15 protein-coding genes and 1 riboswitch are annotated in these 18,783 nt (G+C 45.0%); of the genes, 7 read left to right on the top strand and 8 right to left on the bottom strand.

Going from position 1 to position 18,783, the window contains the following annotated elements; translation table 11 throughout:
- Positions 1 to 194 precede the first annotated feature (194 nt).
- Entirely contained in the window at positions 195 to 1,370 is a 1,176-nt protein-coding gene (locus JM642_RS04830) for an aromatic amino acid transport family protein (protein ID WP_203433733.1), read from the bottom strand.
- Between the two features lie 581 nt (positions 1,371 to 1,951).
- A complete protein-coding gene (gene gbpA, locus JM642_RS04825; protein WP_203433013.1) occupies positions 1,952 to 3,427 on the bottom strand; it encodes an N-acetylglucosamine-binding protein GbpA in 1,476 nt (491 codons plus the stop codon).
- A gap of 124 nt (positions 3,428 to 3,551) precedes the next feature.
- A riboswitch (cyclic di-GMP riboswitch) is annotated at positions 3,552 to 3,645 on the bottom strand.
- A gap of 405 nt (positions 3,646 to 4,050) precedes the next feature.
- Here gbpA and JM642_RS04820 point away from each other — a divergent pair.
- Positions 4,051 to 4,605 carry a TMEM165/GDT1 family protein gene (locus JM642_RS04820; RefSeq protein ID WP_037414866.1) on the top strand — a complete coding sequence of 185 codons (555 nt, stop codon included), beginning with the start codon at positions 4,051 to 4,053 and terminating at the stop codon, positions 4,603 to 4,605.
- Between the two features lie 78 nt (positions 4,606 to 4,683).
- Here JM642_RS04820 and katB read toward each other — a convergent pair whose 3' ends face one another.
- The 6 genes from katB to fkpA form a co-directional block, all read right to left on the bottom strand.
- Positions 4,684 to 6,144, bottom strand: a complete 1,461-nt coding sequence (gene katB / locus JM642_RS04815) for a catalase KatB (protein ID WP_203433011.1) — start codon at positions 6,142 to 6,144, stop codon at positions 4,684 to 4,686.
- Positions 6,145 to 6,504: 360 nt separating this feature from the next.
- Positions 6,505 to 6,744 (bottom strand): YgjV family protein, encoded by a 240-nt coding sequence (locus tag JM642_RS04810; RefSeq protein WP_037414872.1) that lies wholly within the window; start codon positions 6,742 to 6,744, stop codon positions 6,505 to 6,507.
- 52 nt (positions 6,745 to 6,796) lie between these two features.
- On the bottom strand, positions 6,797 to 7,234 hold the full coding sequence (locus tag JM642_RS04805; RefSeq protein ID WP_037426162.1) for a hotdog fold thioesterase: 438 nt from the start codon (positions 7,232 to 7,234) through the stop codon (positions 6,797 to 6,799).
- Positions 7,235 to 7,342: 108 nt separating this feature from the next.
- On the bottom strand, positions 7,343 to 7,798 hold the full coding sequence (locus JM642_RS04800; RefSeq protein WP_144376427.1) for a hypothetical protein: 456 nt from the start codon (positions 7,796 to 7,798) through the stop codon (positions 7,343 to 7,345).
- Between the two features lie 144 nt (positions 7,799 to 7,942).
- A complete protein-coding gene (exeM, locus tag JM642_RS04795; RefSeq protein WP_055646809.1) occupies positions 7,943 to 10,555 on the bottom strand; it encodes an extracellular exonuclease ExeM in 2,613 nt (870 codons plus the stop codon).
- Between the two features lie 563 nt (positions 10,556 to 11,118).
- Positions 11,119 to 11,889 carry an FKBP-type peptidyl-prolyl cis-trans isomerase gene (fkpA, locus tag JM642_RS04790; protein WP_037414884.1) on the bottom strand — a complete coding sequence of 257 codons (771 nt, stop codon included), beginning with the start codon at positions 11,887 to 11,889 and terminating at the stop codon, positions 11,119 to 11,121.
- Positions 11,890 to 12,042: 153 nt separating this feature from the next.
- On the opposite strand from fkpA, the gene JM642_RS04785 reads away from it, so the two are divergent.
- The 6 genes from JM642_RS04785 to pepN all read left to right on the top strand — a co-directional run bounded on the left by JM642_RS04785 (position 12,043) and on the right by pepN (position 18,743).
- The gene (locus JM642_RS04785; RefSeq protein WP_203433009.1) at positions 12,043 to 12,993 is read left to right on the top strand and encodes a hypothetical protein; all 951 of its coding nucleotides are present in this window, start codon (positions 12,043 to 12,045) and stop codon (positions 12,991 to 12,993) included.
- Positions 12,994 to 13,002: 9 nt separating this feature from the next.
- A complete protein-coding gene (locus JM642_RS04780) occupies positions 13,003 to 13,215 on the top strand; it encodes a SlyX family protein (RefSeq protein ID WP_037414894.1) in 213 nt (70 codons plus the stop codon).
- 54 nt (positions 13,216 to 13,269) lie between these two features.
- A complete protein-coding gene (gene def / locus JM642_RS04775; RefSeq protein ID WP_055646807.1) occupies positions 13,270 to 13,812 on the top strand; it encodes a peptide deformylase in 543 nt (180 codons plus the stop codon).
- Positions 13,809 to 15,209 (top strand): hypothetical protein, encoded by a 1,401-nt coding sequence (locus JM642_RS04770; RefSeq protein WP_203433007.1) that lies wholly within the window; start codon positions 13,809 to 13,811, stop codon positions 15,207 to 15,209. Before def ends, JM642_RS04770 begins: the two co-directional genes overlap by 4 nt.
- Positions 15,210 to 15,276: 67 nt before the next feature.
- On the top strand, positions 15,277 to 15,870 hold the full coding sequence (gene lpoB, locus JM642_RS04765; RefSeq protein ID WP_007645693.1) for a penicillin-binding protein activator LpoB: 594 nt from the start codon (positions 15,277 to 15,279) through the stop codon (positions 15,868 to 15,870).
- 239 nt (positions 15,871 to 16,109) lie between these two features.
- On the top strand, positions 16,110 to 18,743 hold the full coding sequence (gene pepN, locus JM642_RS04760; protein ID WP_203433005.1) for an aminopeptidase N: 2,634 nt from the start codon (positions 16,110 to 16,112) through the stop codon (positions 18,741 to 18,743).
- Positions 18,744 to 18,783 lie beyond the last annotated feature (40 nt).

Here is an 18,783-nt window from a genome sequence, read left to right as displayed (position 1 = left end):
AAAGCCGAGCGCTTGCGAGGCTATTTCTACGTATGATGTGAATCACTTACCCGACAGCCAGAAAGTAAAAAGTCAGGCACAGAGCCTGACTTTAGCATATCGTACGCACTTTATAACAGACTCAGAAAAATTCGCTTACAAAGCAAATACATTAACTAAGCACTACAAGTTTAAATGCACTCAATTGCCGCAGTTTAAAGTGCGACAAATAGCTGAGCACCAATAATGATTGCTCCCAACAGACCAGCAAGTCCAAGGGCAAATGTTCCGCCTGACACTTGGTATCCTTGGGGCACGGCTTGACGTTGACGTAGCGCCATCACAATCGGCAGAAAAATAATCATCACCACCAACGGCACCGCAGCAAAGCCTAATACGGCAACAAAGCCTTCGGGCACATAGAGCGCGCATAACAATGGCGGCACAAAGGTTAATAACCAAGTTTGCGTCCGCCCAAAGAAGGTTTTCTTAGCGCGGGTGAGTTCTGCCACAAAATCATACAAACTTAAGGTCACCCCGAGGAAAGAGGTAATTAAAGCTAAATCCGCGAATAGCGAAATACATTTACTGATCCAAGGCGTATGGGCAATCTCTTGTAACGCACTGATAAGCGCTGGCAAAGAACCATTAAAGCCACTGATTTCATTGCCCCCCACAGTGCCTAAGGTCACTAACAACCAAAAGATATAACAGGCAAGCGGAATCGTTGAACCTATTAACAATACCTTACGCAGCGAGGCGGCATCACCATCTAAATAACGCACTAAGGTTGCAATACACACGTGAAAACCAAAGGAGGTAAATACCACAGGGATCGCCGCCATCCAACTGCTGGTCAAGGATTGCGCTATCGCATTGGTTGCCATACTGGAAATACTGACTTCAGGTAATAAAAACAGCACGACAACAATCAGCAATAAAATCATCAATGAGAACAAAAAGCGCGACACTTTATCGACCCAAGCCACGCCTAATGCCGCAAATCCGCCGAGTACTATGGTGAATAACACCACCGCCAATTGGTTGTCTAATGCAAACTCAAACATATTTTGTGCTTTAAGCACCAATAATGATGATCCCCCCGTGAGATACGCTGCAGTTAAGGCAAAGAGTAAACTAAGGAATGACGCCCCTTGCACCATTTGGCCTTTCTTACCGAGTAATTTGCCAGTAATCGCATGGACATTATCGCCCACACCAGAACGAAGGTTAATCTCAAGCATTAACAATGAGGTATAGGCTGACAGCCCCCAAATAACCACCATCAATAAAATAGCGGGGATCATACCTAACGCAGCCGTGGCTAAGGGTAAGGCTAACATTCCCGCGCCAATGGCGGTTCCCGCGACGATGGCTATCGAGCCTAACATTTTTGAATTCACACAATTATCCTGTTCAAGTATTAATTATTTTTTTAAGGTTTTTGAGTAGATTTGAAGGATAAAGCCTTGCGCACTCTGTGATTAAGCCAACAGCAATCTCAAACGAAAAGCGTCACTAAACTTAAAGCATCCAATCCGATCTCAATAGAGCAGATCAATTGGCCCCAATAGCTTTTGAATATTTCAACCCAGTAGCCATTGAGGCTAACTAAATCGTTTGCAGAAAAGTGACATTAATTTCAACCGTGATTGCCTTAGCAAAACAGCGACAACGCGCGTAATAGAAGATAGCTAGGGACATTAACAGAGCCAATCCCAGTGGGCAAGCCAGTTGTGAACAAAGATAGAAGGTGCGCCTAATGGTAACAACTCAATAGCGCAGTGATAAACGAAAACATACAAACCAACAAAATCGCTACCTTTGTGAAAATACGCCAAATGCGCGATTAAAATCACCTAAAGGTTAATTTGGCCTTTGCAACATCACAAACGCGCTGATAATGGACTTAAACACCTTCCATATGCTTAAGTCCATTCCGTTGAATTTAACAATCACTCAAAATGTTAAATTACAGCTCAGTCCAAGCCATGGTCCAAGAGCTACCTACGCCAGGTTCAAAACCCGTTGCAGTTGGTGACCATTGCACACAATAGCCACTGTAGGGCCAAGGTTTACATTGATAGACTTTACCAGTTTTAGGTTGTAGCACTTTAGTGCCCGCTGCATAGCTTTTTATTCCCTCAGGGAAGATAAAGTCAGCATCCGGTGCAGTGGCTTGATCTTTTAGGAAAAGATCAAAGTTTTGCTGGATAACTTCACCTTGTTTAGGCTCGGCTTTCACTTGTAAATGATAATGTCCTGCCTTAGGGGTAACGACATCCAACACAAAACTCGCGCTGGTATTGTTTACCGCCTGCGTCACATAACCTGCTGCGGTGCCATCGTGGCTAAATAAATAGGCCGAAACCTGCATATCCGCATTGGTACTCACATCAAAGCTGACCTGCGCCGCACCATCAACAATGGTGTAATCATCGGCCAAGGAGGTAACATTAAGCTGATTTCCCGGTGCTGGCGCAATATCAAAGCTCACTTCCACTCGCTCTAAGCCCGACTTAGGCGCGGCAAAAATCTCATTTTTGCCATACACAGGTGAAATCACACCAGCCGCATTCTTCTGCCCAGCTTTAAGTTGTGGCTGCTGAGCATTAATCGCGCTAGCTAAAAGGAATGGCCAATTTTGCTTAGCACCTTGGGTGGCATCGGCAATGGTAATTTGGGTTTGCTTAGCGCTTTGTTCACCATTAGCATCAAACACCCGCGTCATTACCTTATCACCCGCTTTAAGATCGAGTGACGGATTAATATCACCAATATCGGTCCACTCGCCCGGCACCACAGCGCCTGAGCTCAAGTTTACATCGATGGCATTGTAGAAGCTGTTGGTGGTGTCACCCACTTCCCACACGGCCAATATAACGTGATAACCCGTTCTATCTTCAGGCACATAACAATTATGAGTCACTAGCTTTGGCGGTTGCACCATGCCACCGTCGATCACACAGAAGGGGGCTAAGTCAAAGCTTGCGCGGCTCAGAGCTTGATTTTGATCCCAGCCTTGACGAGTTAAATAGTAGCGCCAATTGCGGGTAACGTGGTTAGCAGTAAACTGCCAAGAAAAGTCATTCCAACCCGCTTTGATATCGCGCTTAGACCAACGGCTTGGGCTCTGTTCATCCAAAGGAGAAAATGCCCCATTTGCCGCACTAGCAATTTTACCATCAGCAGGGCCAGACTCAGGGAATCCAGAAGGACCTTCAACACTTTGCGGCTCCCACTGAATGGCGCCACAGTTGACGTTGCTGCCCGTTTTACAGGCGTAGGAGCGAGACTCTGGTGATATAACATAACCATGAGCCGATGCCGTTTGGCTCAGCAACGAACTTCCGGCAGTCAAGGCTAATGCTACTAGGCTTAACTGAGTAAGCTTAGGAATTGCAAATTTAGGGACAGTTGATTGAGAAAAAGCAGTCAGATGTTCCACTTTAATGTACTCCGTAGGGGCCATTCAATAAAAGATTGGCATTGGTATAAAAGTGGTATTTAGGCAAAACAGCATTAAGCAAAGCCGTTTATTTTTTAAAGAATTCAATATATTCGCTGAATTCTACAGCAACCCAGCTATCTTAGTTAACATCCTTTTACAACCTTAGACCGGAGGCTTTGCGTCCTAATTTTTCAATTAGTTTGCCCAATACGGTGGATCTCAATTGATTAAGTTAACAGGATGTAACTCAAAGACTGAGATGCGGTTAAACTAACAACAAAAGACAACGTTGTCAAAAATTAAATTATTACAATTCAATGAATTACAGAATGTGAATCGGTATTTTTTTGGCACCTGCCAGATTTTATGCTTTTAATCTTGATAAGTTTAACCTTGAAACGGATCGCGACTTGGGTATAATGCCCACCTCGCTTCGGGGGAGTAGCTAACTGGATTTTGAGTCATCAACATCTAGGGTGAACGTCAACATACTTGGCCACATGCCATGGTGTTCACAGCAAATCATCGATTTGTCTTGCAAGACCTGAGCACAATAACCGCACCTAGGGGTGGACGGTCTATTGTGCTTATGTCAAAAACCACCCCTAAAAGGATCACACTTGGAAGCGTTACTCGCCTCAACCTTTACGGTTGCTATCGCCGAGATTGGCGATAAAACTCAACTGCTTGCCCTATTACTCGCTGCAAGATTTAAAAATAAAACCGCGATCATTATGGGGATTTTACTCTCAACCCTGTTTAACCATTTTGCCGCTGCATGGCTTGGACAATGGGCCATTAACTGGGTGAGTCCTGATGTAGCGCGTTACTTGGTTGCCGCCTCCTTCTTCGCGATTGCCCTTTGGGTGTTAATCCCCGACAAAGTGGATGCTGAAGAAAGCCGTTTCTATAAAATGGGCCCCTTTGTCGCGACCTTTATTCTGTTCTTTATTGCCGAAATGGGCGATAAAACCCAGATCGCGACTGTCGTGTTAGCCGCAAAATACGATGCCTTAGCCATGGTGGTTGCAGGTACCACTTTGGGTATGTTGCTGGCGAACGTGCCAGTGGTGATTGCGGGCCATTTTAGTGCCGAAAAATTACCGATGAAGTGGATCCACAGGGGCTGCGCGATTTTGTTTGCCCTACTTGGGGTCGCAACCTTAATCTATTAATTCAACTAATGAATTGAATTTTAAATAATTAAAAGGCCTGTGATATCACAGGCCTTTGCTATGGGTTAGTAGATTAACTTATAGCCCTAATGCGGTTTGGATCCGTTGACCGTAATCAGCATCAGCTTTTTGGAAAAGTGCCAGCATACGTTGCTGTACATCTAAACTCGCTTGACGCAGTGAGCCTGAAATGGTTTCCACTAAGCGGGCTTTTTCATCTTCGCTGAAGATGCGGTACAAATTACCGGCTTGGGTGTAATCATCCTGATTGTATCGGCTGTAACGCGCCGCTTCGCCATCTAAACGCAGTGGTGGCTCAGCAAAGTTTGCTGGTTCTACCAAGGCGCCCGCAGTGCTATTAGGGCCATAGTTTGCTGAAGCATCGCCACCTGTTTGACTGCCATGATAAGGACATTGAGTTCCTGCCATTGCGCCTGCACGTTGATGATGATTGGCTTTAGCCGCATGTGGACAGTTTACTGGCAATTGGTTGTAATTCGCGCCAATACGATAACGCTGTGCATCGGCATAGGCGAACAAACGTGCCTGTAACATTTTATCAGGTGATGCGCCTACACCAGGCACTAAGTTACTCGGTGCTAAGGCCACTTGCTCGACTTCCGCAAAGTAGTTTTGCGGTAAACGGTTTAGCTCTAACACACCGATTTCAATTAATGGGTAATCACCATGTGGCCAAACCTTAGTTAAATCAAATGGGTTGATATGGTAAGTGTTGGCATCAGCTTCAGGCATAATCTGCACATTCACTGTCCAACGCGGGAAATTACCATCGGTGATCGCCACCACCATATCGCGTTGCGATGAATCAGGGTCAATCCCTTTTAACTTATCAGCCTGTTCGTTGGTTAAGTTCACTACGCCTTGCTGCGATTTAAAGTGAAACTTCACCCAGAAACGCTCGCCTTTAGCATTCCAGAACGAGAAAGTATGCGAGCCATAGCCGTGCATTTGGCGATAGTTTGCCGGAATACCACGGTCTGACATCAAAATCGTCACCTGATGCATGGCTTCAGGGTTTAATGACCAGAAGTCCCACATCGCTTGTGGATCTTTAAGGTTAGTCAATGGGTTGCGCTTTTGAGTATGGATAAAATCCGGGAACTTAATGCCATCACGCAGGAAGAAAGTCGGCGTATTGTTACCCACTATGTCGTGATTACCACGAGCAGTATAGAAGCGCAGACCAAAACCACGGGGATCACGCTCGGCATCGGCAGAGCCCATTTCACCGCCAACGGTTGAGAAACGCACGAAGGTTTCAGTTTGCTTACCCACACCATTGAAATGGTCAGCAATGGTGTAATCGCTTAAGTCTTTTGTGAGGGTAAAAGTCCCGTATACACCAGTACCTTTAGCATGTACTACACGCTCAGGAATACGCTCACGGTTAAAATGAGCAAGCTTTTCAATTAAATGCCAATCTTGTAGGAGTAAAGGACCACGTTCACCCGCTGATAACGAGTTTTGATCGTCTGCAATAGGGGAACCGCTCTGGCTGGTTAAATACTGTTGACTCATATCTTGCTCCTTAGTCTTTTTTAGTGTGAATCCAAGATTCAATTAAATCGAAAATAGTAGCCATGGCTTATCTCCTTGGCAGGCGACGTGTTGTCGATGGAGCTAGAATAGAGAAAAGATGAAATCTAATAAAACGATTAATACAGATTTAAATAATCTATTTTAAAGATTAAGACTAAGAAATACTCACTGTCATCACTTAAGTGCAGACAGTATTATTGTTTAATATCTGGAGAGTAAAACCCATTAAAGGGTATCCCCGACTGATGGAAGATATGAGTTTTTACACTGAGGACTAAAATTAAAGGTATGAAAAATAAGCAGATTGGTTAGGACTTGCATCGAAACCAACCTCCAAACTTACTTTTGGCTTAGCTGCTCACGGTAGATAACAACAAGATAATAAGCATCGATGAGTACAATAAAAAAGTTAACCGCTGCAACAGGATAAGCCTGTATCGCCATCCCATAAGCAACAAACAGTGCCGCCCCAAGCAAATTCAACCAACGTAACTTCTTGATGTTTGACATCATCAAAGAGATAGCTACTACCACAGACGCCAAATAACCAACCCATTCCCAAATCATTGCACTATCCATATTAAAACCTTATTTATCGATTTATACATTGAAACAGGTTGGTTAATCTGCATTAGCGTTTAACTACCGCTGCTGTCATCCGTGAGATACAGGTCAACTCCCCTGCACTATTATGGATTAAGATTTCCCATACCGAGCTGCGTTTCCCCAGATGAATGGGTTTTGCCGTTGCGGTTAGCACGCCATTACGTGAAGCACGTAAATGGTTGGCGTTAATCTCTTGTCCAACACAATAATATTGCTCGAAATCCACCGCAAAGTTTGCCGCATAACTGGCAACCGTTTCGGCTAAGGCAACGTTCGCGCCCCCATGGACAATGCCTAAGGGATTATGTACGGCGGGCGTGGCAGGCATAGTCGCCTTCATAAAGTCATCGCCAATCTCGCTGATCTCAATCCCTAGGGTCTGCATCAAGGTGCCTTTGCCCCCCATACCAGCATCTAAACGGGCACAATCCTCTAAGCTTACCGGTCTAAACCAAATACTCATTTCAACATCCTAGTAAAGAAAACCAGCTAGCAGTTTACTAAGAAGTGACTGAAGTTCAACACATAAGCCATCGCTTAACCAGTTCTGTACGGCAAGGAAACGCTACGACTAAGTTAACCAATGTTTTGTGACAGCCAAACGGCTAAACCAAACTAAGAAAATCCCCCAAAGGATCACTACACTTGGCATCACAAGAGCATCAGAGCCTAATACCGCTGCCGCCTGCTGAATCCCAAATACATAACCCATCTGCACCAATACCGCCACCAGTGACGCGAGCAACACTTTATAAGAGAAGGCTTTTTTAATCAGTAGAAACAGACAACCGATAACGCCAGAAACCACCGCAAAACCAAACACAAAGTTGAGCCAAGCGGGTGTCGATTCATAGAGCTTAATCTGATCAGGACTCATCTGCGCCATGGCGTCTGGCGTCATAGTCATTTGAATAACAAAGGCCAATAATCCCATGATATTCCAAAGCAAACTAACGACTGCGATAACGTAAAACCACAATGGCGCCTTGGTAACACCAATGGAATGCTTGGGTGTACTCACAACCATCTTTTTCTCCGTTGGGCTCAAGACTCATTCCCATGAAATACGATGAAAACACGATAAAACCAGCTCAATAAAAAGGGATGGTAAAACCATCCCTTAGCTCTGAGTTTAGCTCACAAAATAAGTTGTGAGCGTATTAACACGTATTTAACGGCGACGGCGCTGTAATCCAAATAGTGATAACAAGGCTAAGCCTAAGTAACCTAGTGCACCACCATCATCCTTAGGCTTTGGCTCAGGTTTTGGTGGCTCAACAGGCGCTGGATAGCTTAATGCAACTATCACAGGGTCATGGTCTGAAGCAGAAAACGCATTTTCAGATTTTACGAGATTACCTGAGAATTTTTTGCCGTATTCGAACAGGGTAGACTCCACAGAGTTGATATGCCAATCTTCAATATCCACTAAACGCTTGGCGAGACTAGTGTTTGCCAAGGCATGGTCAAGGTTGCCTAACTCACCATTGTAGCTGTATGAGTAAGTGCCAGTACCGTGAGCTTTAGTATTGAGATTGATAAGACCATAACCTTTCTCAATCTTGCTGCCTTGGCGTTCAAACACTTTGCCATTTAAGGTTGTCCAAGAGGCGGTCATGATTGCACGATCAGACTTACTCGCATCGTAGTCGGTCAATACACGGATAGGATCTTCCATACCGTAGGCATTCATATCACCGATAACCAGTAAATCGCCTTTTACGTCTTTCAACGCTTCACCGATCACTTTAGCTGCTGACACGCGGAAAGCATTGCACTTACCCTGTTGATCCGCAGGATCAACAGACTCTTCGAAGTTAACCCAATCCTCCAAACAGCCTGAGCCTTTTGATTTCAGATGGTTAACAACAACGGTTAGATTTTCATTATGGATCTTAAAGGTTTGCGCTAAGCTGTGGCGTTGGTAAGCATCGTTACCTGGGTTAGTCTCAGTCTTACCCTCTTTAATGCGAGTCACACTGCCTGCACTCGCATGTTGCTCTGGGGTATCAATAGTGCGAGCAGCACCTGCAAGGCTTACTTTACCCGCACGGTACAGCATACCAACGGTAATCGCATCGCTACCGAAGTACTTACCGTCGTATTTATCTTCATCGACGATTTCAATATAGCTGTAAGCATTTTCAGCAGTTTGCTTCTCGTTTAAGGCATCGACTAAGTTCTTAATCGCGCTCTTTTCGCCAAAACCGTTGTTAGCAATTTCCATCAAGCCAACGATATCGGCATTCATGGCAGTAATGGCACTAACGATTTTCGCACGTTGTAACAGCATTTCTTCTTCGGTCAATGCGCCGCGGTTGCCACCCGATGGGTTAGTATCACCACCCACAACATCATTGAAGAAGTTCAGTACGTTAAAGCTGGCCACACGGATATCACCTTTAGTCGCCACACTTGGTGCATCTGTTCTATCATCGCCGCGGATAAAATCGCCAGCAGTAATAGTGTTCGTAGCCACTAAACGGTAAGCCCCGTAGCTATAACCAATCACCCCTTGCAGATTGGTCAATTGATCACCGACGCGGATATAACCTGTTTCAGCATTAAAGTCAGGGAAGTAAGGAATTACACCGTCAGCAGGTTTGTAATCGGATTCGATAAACAGCTGATTTTCTAGGTTAGATTTAACTAATGCCGTTGCCTCTGGAGAAAGCGCTGGGTATAACTGGGTTGGCTTCATCAAGGGTTCTTTGTAAGACACCAACATGTTATTACGCTTGCCCGCATAGTCGAAGCTAAAGGTGCGGCTGATCTTCAGATCACTGCCCGCATCTAATAGCACGTTCATGCCTTCATAACGCTCTAAAGCCTGCGCTAATGTTTCTCCCTCGGCAACATAGAAAGGCGCTGCGACAGGAACTTCCCCCTTCGCGCCCACTTCAAATTTTTTATCGGTTTTAATATCAATTTGGGTTAGACCGAAGTATTCCTTGACCTTACCCTGAACACAGATTTCAACCCCAGGTTGGATCGCTGCTGGCGGTGTTTCACCTAAAAAGACAAATACACCATCGGAAGTATATGGCGAGTTATCACCCTTCACTTCTTGCAAATAAAAACCTTTGAACAAACTCTCGCCACGGGCAGTCACCACCCCGCGAACCGTCACTTCACTTTCAGACTCAAATGCACCTTGAGGAACATAAGGGCTAGATTCGCCAGCACCTTGTACTTGATAAATAGGAACAATTTTCGCGCCACTGCAACTAAATACAGGTGTTTCTGGTGCGGTTGGCGTATTCAGAGAACCAAGACCAGTGAAAGTATCTTTAGGTAATTGTTCCCACTGGGCAGCATTAAAGACGGTATTTGCGACTAATGAGTCTAGTTTACGCTTAAGGGTAACATCGAGTCCCCAACCGACTGGCGTTGGCACATCACCAATAATATCAACCACGGCGCCATCTTTAACCAAAGCGACAGCATCACCGCCGTTAAAGCTTAAGCTACCAGAAAAACTATCGACGCCTTGTGGCAGGGTAATAACACCGCTTGAATTGAGAATCACTTTAGTGGCTTTAGGCGCAATGCTCTGGCCATCTAATACTTGCATATCTGACGCATCTGTTGCGCCATCTTTATAACGAACGAGCTTATAACCTGTGAGATCAATTGCCGCATCACCGCTGTTATACAATTCGATAGCTTTGTTATTAGAGCTACCTTCAACATACTCAGTGATTATGACATCAGCACTTGCCATCATAGGCAACGCCGCGGCTACAGCTAAAGAAATAGCCGTCAACTTATTAACATTTTCCATATCAACAACCCCATTATTATAATATTGCCGCTAATTTTTATTAACGTGCGGGCGGATTATTCCAGACTTGTAGGGCTAAAAAAAGGGGGCAAGATCTCACTATGCATGCATAACATATTGATGGAAATGTAATTTTACAGAGTAAATTGTCTTACATTCAGAACAGTGCCATAACACAAAATTATTAAACAGCGATAAAACAATAAGTAAGAAAAAGACATCCAGTCCCCCTAGTTAACCTAAGTGAACAAATAATAATCGCAAAAAAAATATGATATTTTTATGATATTTTTAAACATGCCATTCTGAATAAGCGTATTAAATTTGTTGCTTTAAATATGCGTTATTCATTTAAAACTTAATCAGTCTTCCATCGTTCTAAAATAATCGCTTATTGATACGGCAATACCTTGTTATTCAAATAACAAAATAAAACACTAATAAAGCTAAATAGCCTGTTACAACTCGGTTTACTAATGAATTAAAACAAAAGTAGGATTTAACAGCATAAAAAAATACCGCCCAAAGGCGGTATTTTTATAAAAGCATACTGTAACTAAAAATTACTTCTTAGCGGGTTCAGCAGCAGGTGCAGCTTGTGCTTTCTCAATTGATTTCAACTCAACTTCAAAAATCAGCGTTGAGTTTGGTGGAATCGTTCCAGTATCACGTTCACCGTAAGCTAAGTTTGCAGGGATAACAAACTTGTACTTAGCACCAACAGGCATTAACTGTACGCCTTCGGTCCAACCAGGAATAACACGATTCAGTGGAAATTTAGCCGTTTCACCACGTTTGTAAGAGCTATCAAACTCTTTGCCATCAATCAGAGTACCTACGTAATCTACTTCAACCGTGTCTTCAGCCGCTGGCTTTTCACCTGAACCAGGAGTGAGTACTTCGTATTGCAAGCCCGATTCAGTTGTGACTACGCCTGGCTTAGCTTTGTTTTCTTCAAGGAACTTTTTGCTATCCTCGAGATTTTTCGCCGCAATGGCTTTAGCTTGTTCTGTACGCTTGTCATTTAATTTTTTGTCTAAACTTTGAAGAATGGTTTGCATTTCTTCTTCAGTTAACTTCAGCTGATCATTCAAACCATTAGTAAAACCTGTCACGATCAGCGTGCGGTCAACTGGTAGGCCTAATTCTTCTTGCTCTTTAATATGACCAGACATATAACGACCGATTGAAGCACCCACACTGTAGGCTTCTTTTTGTGCTTCTGTCGTTAATTCAACATTTGTGCTTGCATTTGTTGCTTTTTCTTCTTGATTACAAGCAGATAGGCCAATAACAGCCAATGCAACTAACGATAATTTATAAATCGATTTCATTAAAGCTTCCTCAGCATCCTCAAGCGGTTACAATAACCTAAGCGCGACAACTTTATACTAGTTATCTGGGTTATACCAACTAGATTCTTTATGGGTTAACTGTGATTAATTTCACTCTACCGAGTTAGAGACACCAACTTTAGGAGCAAGTTCATGAAGAAAACCCTACTGCTGGTAATTTGCACGATTTTTTTGACGGCTTGCTATCCTAAAGCCGAAGATATTCGCGTGCTTTCAAAAGACCCTTCTTACAGTGCAAGTCTCTCGAGTGATGGCACTCTCGCAATTGTCGCAACTCAGAATCAAGGAGTCCAATGTTGGGATTTAACCCAGCACACCCTTAAATACCAATGGGTGCATGGCGACCTTAATACAGGCGTAGCCAGCACAGCCATTTCACCTAATGGTGAGTTCGCCGCATCGTTAAGCCGCGATTCAGTTGCCCTATGGACAATAGCCGACGGAAAATCCGTAGGTTGGTGGTCACTACCCGCATCGGGAGAAAGTGTTGCGGTAGCCAACAATGGGGTTTTACTTATTGGTTTAAACGATGGCAGTGTAATGTCTCTGAATGCGGCAAAAACGGCACTGATCAAATTCTTAGGCCATAAAGAACGCGTCAATACGGTTGCACTGTCGGCGGATGGTCGCATCGCACTCACAGGGTCAAATGATATGCAGGCCATTTTATGGCAGGCACAAACCGGACAACCAATCCACACTTGGGATCTTGGCAGTCGGGTGACCAAAGTGGCACTGAACGACAGTGGTAGTTTAAGCTTTACCAATGGCAGTACGAATGAAGCAAAAATTTGGGACAATTCAAGCGGTAAACTTTTAAATCAATTAGCAATTAATCGTCGCCAAATGACCTTTTCAGCAGTACGTTTTACTGAGCAAGACAAGCAGTTATTAACGGGAACTCCCGCCCGCGAAGTCATACTCTGGCAACGCAGTTCGGGTAAACCTATTGCACAATGGCAAATTGCGTTGACGAAAAACAGCCAAAACCGAGGAGCCGTTGTATACTCTGTGGCAATTCGAGATACCAATAAAGTCGTTAGTATCAGTAGCCAAGGCTTAGTTGAGACTTGGCAACAATAGAGGTTAGCCATGCAAGGTGTACAACAACAAATTGAAGAGCTGCAAACTAAATTAGCTTTTCAAGAACTCACTGTCGAAGAATTAAACCAAGAGGTGATTAAGCTGAATCGACTCGTGGCCCATCAACAGCACCAGATCCAGTTATTAGTTGGCAAGTTGCAGGCAATGGAGCCCAGCAATATTGCCACCCAAGCTGAAGAAACGCCGCCACCCCATTATTAATAACGACCTAAAATCGTCAGCCAAACGATGAAGACTAAATATCCAGGGAATGCGATGTTTAAAAATGAGATACAACACTCCTGTCAGCCGCTACCGATTGCCCAGGTAGGGGAAGCCATTTTAAAACAACAGGCAATTGAAGTACGCGACTTTGATGAAACGCTCAGTCAGTTAGCATCGCAAATGGTAGCAAGCATGGTAGAGGCAAAAGGCGTCGGTATCGCTGCCCCACAAGTGCACAGCCCGCTAGCGCTATTTATCATGGCATCACGGCCAAACGAGCGTTACCCCGATGCACCGCTAATGGAGCCCGTTGTAGTGGTTAATCCACACATCGAGTTGGCATCTTTACAACTCGAAAAAGGTGAGGAAGGCTGTTTATCTGTCCCAGGACAACGGTTTACCATTTGGCGTCACCACAGTATAGTTGTGCGCTATCAAAACCTAGCGGGACAGTGGCAACACGCCGAATTAACGGGTTTTATTGCACGTATTTTCCAACATGAATTTGATCATCTTCAAGGGATCACTTTGCTTGAGCGTTCACAAATGCCACAGCAAACACTAATGGCACAAGAAGGTAACCCACAGGCATGAACACCACCTTCATTCACTCTTTTATCAGACCCACCATCAGCACATTGATGCTCGCCGCCATCTTCGGTTCGAGCGGCTGTGCCTATAACAGTATTTTTATCAATTATCCGGCACAAATCGCGCCAATCAAACAAGATCTCAATACCGCGACGCCCATGGCGGATATCGACAAATTAACCAGTAATATCCAAGGCAATGACGGTTTGCTTTACGCTCAAGAAGCGGGGCGCATCGCTCAAGTTGCGGGGGATTTTGCCAGCAGTAAAAAATACTACGAGCAAGCGGTGGCGGCCTACACCGCCTTTGATGATAAAGCCAAGATTAGCGCCAGCGATATCGGCGCGACGGCGACAAGCTTAGTGTTAAATGACAATGCGATTCCCTACCGCGGCCCGGGCTTTGAGCGCATTATGCTGCACCAATATCAGGCGCTCAATTACCTATTCAGCGGCGACTATCAAGGCGCGCTAGTGGAAGTTCGTCGTAGTAACGAATTGCAAAGTTCAGAGCAAGAACGCTATCAAAAATCGCAAAAATCGGTACAAGCTATGGCTAATGGTACGGTCGATGCCGAAGTGAATAAACTTGGGCAAGCGGCAGGCACTGTCACCAGCTCCTTCCTAAATGCTTATAGCTATTACACGACGGGCGTACTACACGAAGTGCTTGGTGAACCAAACGATGCCTTTATCGATTACCGTAAAGCAGCACAAATCACTCCTGATAACACGTATCTGCAACAGGATTTGGTCCGCCTTGCCAAACAACTCGGCATGCCGCAATACGATGAGTTTAAAAAGCGCTGGGGCGATGCCAAACTGCCTAAAGCGGGTGAAGGCCAAGTAGTGTTGATGGTCGAAAAGGGCTTTGTCCCCGAAAAACAAGCGCTCACAGTGCCCTTCACTATCCATGGCAACTGGCAAACCGTGTCTCTAGCGACCTATGGGCCAAACAATAGCTATGTGCCAGAGACTCAAGTGCAGGGCTTAGGCACAGTGCTTAAAACTGAACCTATCGCCAATATTGATGCCTTAGCGATTACCGCCTTGAAAGAAGATTTACCCGGAACCTTAGTCCGCCAAGTTGCAAGGGTTTATGCCAAATCGGAAATGGCTTATCAAGTCGAAAAAAGTGGTAAACCCGGCAATAATGCCGCCGATATTGGCAGTATTGCTATGCAGATTTTTAACGTTGTTACCGAACAGGCGGATCGCCGTAGTTGGTTAACACTGCCGAAACAGGCACAAATTGGCAGGCGTTATCTCAATCCTGGCGAATACACACTGCAATTGGATAAAGCACCACCGGCCAAAATTGACGTTGCCGCAGGCAAGACCACCTTGGTCTGGGCAATTGATACTGGTAATTACACCCGAATTTATTCAATAATCATTTAACCGAGCGGTGAATGTTTGAATAAAACGAGTGTCATTAAGTTTTTACAATCACAAAATGGAACTGACTATGAAACAATTTAAACTGATTTTTGTGCTGGCTGCCGTGATGGGTCTGGCTGCATGTCAATCTAAAGTAGAGTATGGTGATGCCACAGAGGTTGAAACCGTTAACGAAAACTTTGGCTCAACGGATCTGCAAGCCATTGCCGCTAAAATGGTTGATAGCATGATGACTTTCCCACCGATTGTGGCCATGACAGCGAACAACCGCCCAATTTTGTTTGTCGATAGCATCAAAAACAAAACCTCTGAGCATATCGATACTGAGTCAGTAACCGACTCTATCAGCAACAAATTATTGCGCTCAGGCAAGTTCCGTTTTATCGACATGACTAAAGTCGATTCAGTTCGTAAGCAACTGGATTACCAAAACAATACCGGTATGGTTGACCCGTCAACCGCCATCAAGTTTGGTCGTCAAATCGGTGCCCAGTACATGCTGTATGGCAACCTATCTAGCATCGTTAAGCAAGATGGCAGCACCAAAGACGTTTACTACAAGATGACTATGCGTCTAATGGACTTAGAAACAGGTCTTATCGAATGGTCTGACGAAAAAGAAATCCGTAAGACCAAATCTAAGTCTTTCTTGGGCATGTAATCCCGCTCAAAGTAATAGGCTAATGCCGAAACATCCAAAAAAGCCAGCATTTTTGCTGGCTTTTTTTACATTTTTAACATTGGTTATCCATGCTAAATAAGGTAGTGTACTCGCCCAAAACACTAAGCAATGATGCCGCTTTTGTATGGAGAAGAGTTCGCGACACAATCAGGCCGACTCTTGACCCACGACGCCGCATCTACGCCACAAATAAAGTAAATCGTTGAAGGATTTAAGTAGTGAATTTGTTTAAAGCTAGCCTAGTCGCCCTCACCTGCTCTGCATTAATGTCGTGCGCCGTTAAAAGTCCTTTAAATACAGGGCCAAGGGACGCCAGTCCCTATATCAGCCAGTATCAGGCAAGCCTACGTTCACAGGTAATATCGGATGTGCATTATGAGTTGGATTTTCAACTGACGGGCGACACGCAATTCAGCGCAACAACGAAGATCCACTTCAATCTTAGCGAGGTTCCTAAGCAACTGAGCTTGGATCTAAGCAAAGCACAAATTAAGCGTTTTTTGATTAACGGAACCGCCATTTACCCCAATTACAATGGTGCCTATATCAGCTTAAACACCCGCTTACTGACCTCGGGTGATAACACGGTTGAAGTGCAATTTACCCGAGCGCACAGCACTAATGGCGAAGGCTTGCATCGCTTCCAAGATCCCGTCGATGGCAAGGTCTACCTCTACTCTCACTTTGAGCCTGCCGCTGCGCAACAGATGTTTGCAGTATTTGATCAACCCGATTTAAAAGCCAATTACAAAATCAGTGTGACCGCGCCGAAGGATTGGCAAGTGATCAGTACCATGCGCGAGTCCTCTGTCACACCTGCGGGGACCATTAATCGTTGGGAGTTTCCTGAAACGCCTAAATTAAGCCCTTACAATTTCTCTATGCATGCAGGCCCGTACCATATGTGGCAGGATAATTCCGGCCGTTATCCTATGCGATTATTTGCACGACAATCCGTTGCTCACCAAGTGACCCCACAGGACTGGTTTACCTATACAAAACAGGGTTTAACCTTCTTTGACGCCTATTTTGGTATTCCTTATCCCTTTAAAAAATACGACCAAATCCTAGTGCCAGACTTTCTCTATGGCGCAATGGAAAACGCAGCAGCAGTGACCTTTGCCGAAGATCATTTCCTCCACAAAGCTGAAATGACCGCCGAGCAAAAACAAAGCTTGGCGGGTGTTATTATGCACGAAATGGCCCACCAGTGGTTTGGCGATTTGGTCACGATGAAGTGGTGGAATGGCCTGTGGTTAAACGAAAGTTTTGCTTCTTTTATGGGTACACTCGCGACCCAAGAAGCCACCGAATTTACGAATGCTTGGCGCAGTTTTTATGCTCAAGGCAAACAGCGTGCCTATGAGCAAGACAGCTTAGTCACTACCCATCCGATTGAAGTGCCTGTAGCTACCACCCAAAATGCCTTCGACAATATCGATGCTATTACCTATCAAAAAGGCGCCTCGACGCTCAAGCAGCTACGCCATTTACTTGGTGATCTGGTGTTCCGCCGCGGCGTGAGCAACTACCTCAAACAATACAGCTACCAAAATGCCGAGCTGGATGACTTTATCAATAGCCTCGCTAAAGCTGCGGGCAGAGACTTAAGCGCATGGACACAGGAATGGCTATACAGCGCAGGGGTAAACACCATTAAAGCCGAATACCGCTGCGACGGTAATCGCATTAGCGAATTTAGCCTGTTGCAATATCCCGCTAGCAGCGAACTACCGACACTGAGAGAGCAAAAAGTCCAAATTGCACTGTTTACTAAAGGACGTTTCGATTTAAGGCATGAGACCACAGTACCAGTAACCTACAAGGGCGAGCGTACCGAGGTGAAACAATTAGTCGGTGAGCGTTGTCCCGATCTGGTTTACCCCAACTATGATGATTGGGGCTTTGTGAAGGTGCAACTCGATGAAAAATCCTTCGATACCGCCAAGCAACAGTTAAGCCGAGTTACAGATCCGCTATTGCGCTCAATGTTATGGCAAAGCTTGTGGGACAGTGTACGTGAGGGCAACCTGAGTTTAGATCAATACCTCAGCACAGTATTCGTCAACGCCCCAGCGGAGAATGACTACACTGTGGTCGGCCAAATTATTTCTAGTTTGCTACGCAGTAAAGAATACCTCGCGCAGATCGCGCCTATTCAGCAAAACTATGCTGAAAATGCAGTCAAAGGCTTAGCGCAAATGAGCCTTCGTAAGACCATGGAGAGTCGAGGGGACAGTGACTTCCAGCGCCGCTGGTTCGATGCCTATATCCAATTAGCCAGCGATCGTGACAGTTTACGTCATTTAGCGCAATTGCTAGACGGCACGACTAAAATCAAAGGGTTAACTTTAGATCAAGATCTGCGCTGGGCAATCATAATCCAGCTTAATCGCTACGACTTCCCGAATGCGCAGCAACGTATAACACGGGAAATAGCACGCGATAACTCAGATTCTGGGGAAAAAGCGGCATTAGCCGCTCAAGTGATCCGTCCTGAAGCTGCCGCAAAACGTCGCTGGTTGAGTAAAGTCCACGCCGATGCCCTACCGTTTGCTAAGCAGCGCATCATCATGGAAAACCTTTATCCTGCTGAGCAAAAACTCTTAAGCGCAGCCACAGCTGAAGAGCGCCTCGCAAACTTAGCCGATATGGACAAAAAGGGCCCAGTGTTTATGCGTAGCTACAGCCGTAACTTGATCCCAACCGACTGTAATTACAATAGTATTACCGCCTTGGATAAAGTATTAGACAGCCAAACAGGCTTATCTAATCTTAGCCGTCGTACTTTATTAGAAACGCGTCAAGCAGAGCAGCGTTGCGTGCTAATCAAAAATAAAATGACCCACTGATAATGAGTTGAAAAAAGAAGAGGCTCTGATGAGCCTCTTC

Source organism: Shewanella sp. LZH-2 (assembly GCF_016859145.1).
Classification (GTDB): domain Bacteria; phylum Pseudomonadota; class Gammaproteobacteria; order Enterobacterales; family Shewanellaceae; genus Shewanella; species Shewanella xiamenensis.
The sequence above is the reverse complement of the archived record's forward strand: the minus strand, read 5'-3'. Positions and strand labels throughout refer to the sequence as shown.